8 protein-coding genes are annotated in these 6,734 nt (G+C 30.6%); 5 read left to right on the top strand and 3 right to left on the bottom strand.

What is annotated here, in order from left to right; genetic code table 11:
* Positions 1 to 72: 72 nt before the first annotated feature.
* From HGAG_RS07795 to HGAG_RS12155, 3 genes are all read right to left on the bottom strand, one after another.
* Positions 73 to 393 (bottom strand): DUF3847 domain-containing protein, encoded by a 321-nt coding sequence (locus HGAG_RS07795; protein WP_019118613.1) that lies wholly within the window; start codon positions 391 to 393, stop codon positions 73 to 75.
* A gap of 106 nt (positions 394 to 499) precedes the next feature.
* Complete coding sequence (locus HGAG_RS07790; protein ID WP_019118612.1) at positions 500 to 1,066, bottom strand: GNAT family N-acetyltransferase; 567 nt, start codon at positions 1,064 to 1,066, stop codon at positions 500 to 502.
* Between the two features lie 56 nt (positions 1,067 to 1,122).
* Positions 1,123 to 1,572 carry a DUF4368 domain-containing protein gene (locus HGAG_RS12155; protein ID WP_019118611.1) on the bottom strand — a complete coding sequence of 150 codons (450 nt, stop codon included), beginning with the start codon at positions 1,570 to 1,572 and terminating at the stop codon, positions 1,123 to 1,125.
* A gap of 563 nt (positions 1,573 to 2,135) precedes the next feature.
* On the opposite strand from HGAG_RS12155, the gene HGAG_RS07775 reads away from it, so the two are divergent.
* The 5 genes from HGAG_RS07775 to HGAG_RS07755 are packed head-to-tail and all read left to right on the top strand — an operon-like array spanning position 2,136 to position 6,730.
* Complete coding sequence (locus HGAG_RS07775) at positions 2,136 to 2,840, top strand: N-acetylmannosamine-6-phosphate 2-epimerase (protein WP_019118609.1); 705 nt, start codon at positions 2,136 to 2,138, stop codon at positions 2,838 to 2,840.
* Positions 2,841 to 2,870: 30 nt separating this feature from the next.
* Positions 2,871 to 3,791: a dihydrodipicolinate synthase family protein gene (locus HGAG_RS07770; RefSeq protein ID WP_019118608.1), complete on the top strand. Its 921-nt coding sequence runs from the start codon at positions 2,871 to 2,873 to the stop codon at positions 3,789 to 3,791.
* Positions 3,792 to 3,802: 11 nt separating this feature from the next.
* The gene (locus HGAG_RS07765; protein ID WP_019118607.1) at positions 3,803 to 5,308 is read left to right on the top strand and encodes a sodium:solute symporter family protein; all 1,506 of its coding nucleotides are present in this window, start codon (positions 3,803 to 3,805) and stop codon (positions 5,306 to 5,308) included.
* A 15-nt stretch (positions 5,309 to 5,323) separates the two neighbouring features.
* Positions 5,324 to 5,773 (top strand): NanQ anomerase/TabA/YiaL family protein, encoded by a 450-nt coding sequence (locus HGAG_RS07760; protein WP_019118606.1) that lies wholly within the window; start codon positions 5,324 to 5,326, stop codon positions 5,771 to 5,773.
* A 57-nt stretch (positions 5,774 to 5,830) separates the two neighbouring features.
* Positions 5,831 to 6,730 (top strand): ROK family protein, encoded by a 900-nt coding sequence (locus tag HGAG_RS07755; RefSeq protein WP_019118605.1) that lies wholly within the window; start codon positions 5,831 to 5,833, stop codon positions 6,728 to 6,730.
* Positions 6,731 to 6,734 lie beyond the last annotated feature (4 nt).

Here is a 6,734-nt window from a genome sequence, read left to right as displayed (position 1 = left end):
CTCTCTGCTAAGAGCCTTTGGAGAACGCACACACCCTTTAGGGTGTATAAGTGCGCCCTTGTAAACAAGGGATTATTCCTCTATGTCCGTTTCTTCCTCTTGGTTTTCTGTGTTTTGATTTTGATTTTCTTTTCGCTTTTCTATGATTTTTAAGATTTTTTGATTGATTATTTCTTTGATATTTTGGAATGTGATTAGCTGATAAAATTCATCTTTGGTGAAATCCTTGCTTTCAATAAAGATACTTTCAAACACTCCTCCTTTTTCATAAAGCCGTATATCTCTTTTCTTTCGTTCTTCCTGTTTCTGCTGACTGATGAGCTTTTTTCTTTTGTTTTGTAACTGCTTAATTCCTTCTTCCGCCATTAAAATTTTTTCATCTATATTTTTCATTTTCTGCTTACCTCTCTTTCTGTTTTGGGGCAAAGAAAAAACAGTAAACCATTTGATTTACTGTTTCCTTGAATTTTAACTATATTTTTTGCTAATCTACTATTTTTTATTTATGAATTGTCCAATAATCTTTATATGAATATCCATCATGCGTTCCTACTAAAAAATTATCCGATTTTGTAAAACCAATTCCAGATGCAGCTGACATTCTTTCAATGGCATAATTAGGAACTTTAGTGATAACTTCTTCGCAATCAAATAGTTCATAGGTTGGCGAAACTATAAGCTCTAAAATTTCTTTAATAACTTCTTCTTTTTCATATTCGCTTTTCAAATCCAGTCTAAGTACGCCCATTCCATTAAACTTATCTTCTGATGTTCTATTAAACAGTTCAATAGTTCCAATCGCTTTTAATGAAATCTTATCAATGATAACCCAACGAACGAACCATTTTGTCTGATATGATTTTAGCCAAAAATCAATAGCCTGTTTCATCTTATCTTTTGTTGGATAGTAAAAATTATCACCATCACAATTATCACTATTAAAAAATGGCAATGAATTTTTGTCACTATAAACTTCAAGTAAATCATCTACATCAGCTTTATCTACAAATCGAAGTGAAAATTTTTCACTTTCAAATTTAGGAACATTCTCATATATATTTGACATAGTTTCGTCCTCCTAACTAATATATCTCACTGAATTTGTTATATATTATAACATTTTTAAGCCAGTTCTTCTATCTCCTCTTTCTGTGGTACTTGACAGTTACCTATAAAGTTAAAATACACATCAACTTGTTGTTTTCTGTCTTTGCCTTTTCTTCCCCCTGTGGCTTCATGGACTACAACTTTTTCTATATACTCATTTATCATTTGTACTGTCAGTTCCTCAATATCTATATATTTCTCTATCATTTTTAGGAATTTATCGGTATCAATTTTTCTCTGATGATAGCTTTCTATTTCATTTTCAAAATACTGTATTTGCTTTTCTAAGTCTTGTTGCTCCGTATCATCGGTATAGTGATAGATATTTACAAAGCCGTTTCTTTTCGCATAGCTTTCAAGCAGCTGCTTTTGATTGGTGATGGAATTGCTTTCTCCTTGCATTTCATCATCTCGACTTAAACGCTCGTAAAGGGCTGTTTGTCCTGTTCTTTTCGTATTTGACATGAGAATTACCTCCTTTCCAAGTTTTTATTATTTTCTCTGTCCTTATAAGGCTAATCCTTTTGGCACAATCATCCATAAAACTAGTGTGATAACACGAAAAAGTTTGTAAAACAAACGTGTTTTAGTGTGAGTGAAACGAACGCATGGAGAGCTCCCATGAGATTTCTCCGCTCGTTGCACACGATAAATTGGGATAAACAACCGAAATCAACGGTTGTTTATCTGGTCGAAATGAGTAATTTTTTAGTTTGTCAACAATCTGACGAGATAATTATTTTATCTCGTTTTTTTATTGCGAAAAATTAGTTTGTAAAATCATATTAAATTTTTATTTTTTTTCTAAAAAATATTTTAAACCAGAGTAAATTTTTAATCAGCTTTTAGCAAATGATTTTAAAAATATTATTTTTTCTGAAATTAATTTCGTAAAATTCAAAAATCATATATTGGAAAACGGGAAAACGAATTTTGTGGATTTATTTTGTGAAAGTTATTTCAAAATAAATTAAAATATTGAAATTATATTTACGATGTAATATACTGTAACCATCAAGGAGGTAGATATGGTTGATATAGAGGAAATAAGTTCTATTAAAGGGAAATTAATAGTGTCATGTCAAGCCTTGCCAGATGAGCCTTTACATTCATCATTTATAATGGGAAAGATGGCAAAAGCTGCTAAGCAAGGTGGAGCAAAGGGTATCAGAGCTAATACGTGCGAAGATATTAAAGAAATAAAAAATGAAGTTGATTTGCCAGTTATTGGTATTGTAAAAAAAGATTATGAAAATTCTAAAGTTTATATTACACCAACTATGAAAGAAGTTGATGATTTGATTTCATCTAAGGCAGAAATAATTGCTATGGATGCTACAAAAGATTTAAGACCTGGTGGAATTGGGATTGATGAATTTTTTAAGGAAGTTAAGGAAAAATATCCTAATCAATTATTTATGGCTGATTGTTCTACTGTTGATGAGGCTATAAATGCTGACAAACTTGGGTTTGATTTTATTGGAACAACTTTGGTTGGATATACTGCCCAATCTAAAAATGATAAAATCGAAGAAAATGATTTCAAAATTCTTAGAGATATTTTAAAAAATGTAAATAACAAAGTTATTGCTGAGGGAAATATTAATACACCTGAAAAAGCTAAGAGAGTTCTTGAGCTTGGTGCTTACAGCGTAGTTGTTGGTTCAATTATTACAAGACCACAAGTTATAACTAAAAATTTTGCTGAAAAAATTAATGAATTAGAAAAATAAAAAATAAAAATATAAAGGAAGGGAAAAATTATGAGAAATTTAGACAAATATAAGGGAGTTATTCCAGCATTTTATGCTTGCTATGATGAAAATGGAGAAATTAGTCCAGAAAAAGTAAGAGAGCTTACAAAATATCACATTAAAAAAGGTGTGAAGGGTGTTTATGTAAATGGTTCTTCTGGAGAATGTATTTACCAAAGTGTTGAGGATAAAAAAATTGTTCTTGAAAATGTAATGAAAGAGGCTAAAGGTAAGCTTACTGTTATAGCTCACGTGGCTTGCAACAATACAAAAGATTCTATGGAGCTTGCAGCTCACGCAGAAAGTTTGGGTGTTGATGCTATTGCAGCTATTCCTCCAATTTATTTTAGACTTCCAGAATATTCTATTGCGTCATACTGGAATGATATTTCTTCTGCTGCACCAAATACTGATTTTGTAATCTACAATATTCCACAACTTGCTGGAGTTGCTTTGACAGGTTCATTATTTGCTGAAATGAGAAAAAATCCTAATGTAATTGGTGTTAAAAATTCTTCAATGCCAGTTCAAGATATTCAAATGTTCAAACAAGCTGCTGGAGATGATTACATAATTTTCAACGGTCCAGATGAACAATTTATTTCTGGAAGACTTATTGGGGCTGAAGGAGCAATCGGTGGAACATATGGTGTAATGCCAGAATTAATTTTGAAAATGGATGAGTGTCTAAAAAATAAAGATTTAGAAAAGGCAAGAGAAATTCAATATGCTGTAGATTCTATAATTTATAAAATGTGCTCAGCTCGTGGAAATATGTATGCAGTAATTAAAGAAATATTAAGAATTAATGAAGATCTAGATATAGGCGGAGTTAGAAAACCTCTTGAAAACTTGGTTGATTCTGATATGGAAGTTGTAAATGAAGCAGCTAAAATGATAAATGATGCAAAAAATAAATATTTAGGCTAAGGAGAAATAAAATGCAGGGATTTACAAAAATTGATTTAGCAATATTAATTGTATATTTGGCAGCAGTATTGTTTGCAGGTCTTCATTTTTCTAAAAAAGAAATGAAGGGCAAAGAATATTTTAAAGGCGATGGAACAGTGCCTTGGTGGGTAACATCAGTTTCTATTTTCGCAACACTTTTAAGTCCGATTTCCTTTCTTTCTCTTGCAGGAAATTCATACGCAGGAACTTGGATTATGTGGTTTGCACAACTTGGAATGCTTGTAGCAATTCCTTTTACTATAAAATTTTTCTTGCCAATTTATAGTAAACTTGATATAGACACAGCTTATCACTATCTTGAATTAAGATTTGATAGTAAAGGTTTAAGAATTCTTGGTGCTATTATGTTTATAATTTACCAAGTTGGTCGTATGTCAATTATAATGTATCTTCCATGTATGGTTTTATCAAAACTTATGGGAATAAATGTAAATATTTTGATTATAATCATGGGAGTTATAGCAATAATTTACTCATATACTGGTGGACTAAAATCAGTTTTGTGGACAGACTTTATCCAAGGATCAGTTTTACTTCTTGGAGTAACTTTTGGACTATTTTACCTAATGGCAAATATTAACGGCGGATTTGGGGCAGTTGCAAACGAACTTTTCACAAATCACAAATTTTTAGCAGTAAACGAACCAATATTTGATGCAAATATATTTAAGGATTCAATATTTTTACTAATATTTGGAGCAGGTTTAAACACAATTGGCTCTTATGTTTCAAGTCAAGATATTGTACAAAGATTTACAACAACAACTGATACAAAAAAATTAAACAAAATGATGATAACAAATGGTTGTCTATCAATTTTTATTGCGACAGTATTCTATCTTATAGGAACAGGACTTTTCGTATTTTATAAAGTTCAAGCAAATCCATTGCCACCAGCAGCTCAACAAGATCAAATTTTTGCATCTTGGATTGCTTTTGAGCTACCAGTAGGATTTACAGGAATTTTACTTGCAGCAATTTATGCGGCAAGCCAATCAACACTTTCAACAGGATTAAATTCAGTTGCATCAAGCTGGGCTTTGGATATTCAAGCAAGCTTAAATAAAGATTTGAGTTTTGAAAAACAAACAAAAATCGGTCAAAGAGTTTCATTAATAGTAGGAATTTTTGCAATAATCGTTTCAATGATTTTGGCAAATGGAGATATAAAATCAGCTTACGAATGGTTTAATGGATTTATGGGACTTGTTTTGGGAATACTTGTAGGAACATTTATCCTTGGAGCATTTACAAAAACTGCAAATAAATTTGGAGCAACACTAGCCTTTATTGCAGCAAGTGGAGTTATGATTTATGTAAAATATTTCGTAGATCCAGCAAAAATTTCTTTCTGGTCATATTCAATTATATCAATAGTAGTATCTTTGGTAGTAGGACTTGTTGCATCAGCAATTTACAATAAAGTAAAGGGAAAAGAAATTACACTACCAAAAAATACAACAATTTATAATTAAGATTTGGAGTTTGAAATGATATTTGGAAATATAAAAAATTTAGATGAATTTTCATATTTAAGTGAAAAAATTAAGGAATGTTTTGATTTTTATAAAAATAACGATATGAAAAAAATGGAAAAAGGGACTCATCCTATAAAAGGCGAAGAACTTTTTGTAAATATCGTAGAATATGAAACAACTAATTCTGAAAATAGATTTTGGGAAGCTCACAAAGATTATCTCGATCTTCATCTTATGCTTGATGGAAGTGAACAAATTGATTTGAATTTTATCGATAATATGGACTTGGGTTCTTATAAAAAAGAAGATGATTATCAAGCAATGGAAGGCGAAAAAAATTCATCAGTAATTTTAACTGAGGGAGATTTTCTAATTTGTTATCCTAATGATGGTCATATGACAGCCATAAAAGTTAAAAATCCGCAAAAAATTAAAAAAGCAATTTTTAAAATCAAAATATAGGATATAATAGAGGCAGTGTGATGAGCATTTGCCTCTTATTTTTTAAAAGGAGATATTATGAAAAAATATATAAGCATAGATATTGGCGGAACAGCTATAAAATATGGACTAATTGATGATAAGGCAAATATTTTAGAAAATTATGAAATCGAAACAAATGCCCAAAAAGGCGGAGACCATATCCTAAATGAAGTTATAAAAATCGTAGAAAATTTTGTAAAGAAAAATCAAAATGACCAAATAATGGGAGTTTGTATTTCAACAGCAGGCGTAGTTGATACAAAAAACGGCTCAATTTATCACGCATCAGACTTAATTCCTAATTATATAGGAATAAATTTTAAAAAGGCAATCAAAGAAAAATTTGATCTTTCTTGTCAGGTTGAAAATGATGTGAATTGTGCAGGATATGCAGAATACAAGTCTGGAGCATCAAAGGACAGCTCAGTTTGTCTTACTCTTACAATTGGAACAGGAATTGGAGGATGTGGAATAATTGATGGAAAAATAATCCACGGGGCAAATGGTTCGGCTTTTGAAGTTGGATATATTAATATTAGAAATGATAAATTTGAAAATCTAGGTTCGGCAAAAACTTTGGTTGAAAAAGTTGCTAAAGAAAAAAATGAAGATATATCATCTTGGGATGGAAAAAAAGTTTTTGAAAATGCAAAAAAAGGCGATGAAATTTGCATAAAAGCAATTGATGAAATGTGTGATGTTTTGGGACTTGGAATTGCAAATTTATCTTATATGTTAAATCCTGATACAGTCGTACTAGGCGGTGGAATTATGGCACAAGAAAAATATTTGAAAAAAAGAATTGAAGAAAAAATTTCCCTATATTTGGAAAAAAGGTTTTTCGACAATATGACCTTAAAATTTGCCAAACACCAAAACCAAGCAGGAATCTTGGGAGCTTATTATAATTTTAGAGATTTGGAAGAAGAAAAATAGGAGA

This window comes from Anaerococcus obesiensis ph10, from assembly GCF_000311745.1.
Lineage (GTDB): Bacteria > Bacillota > Clostridia > Tissierellales > Peptoniphilaceae > Anaerococcus > Anaerococcus vaginalis.
The sequence above is the reverse complement of the archived record's forward strand: the minus strand, read 5'-3'. Positions and strand labels throughout refer to the sequence as shown.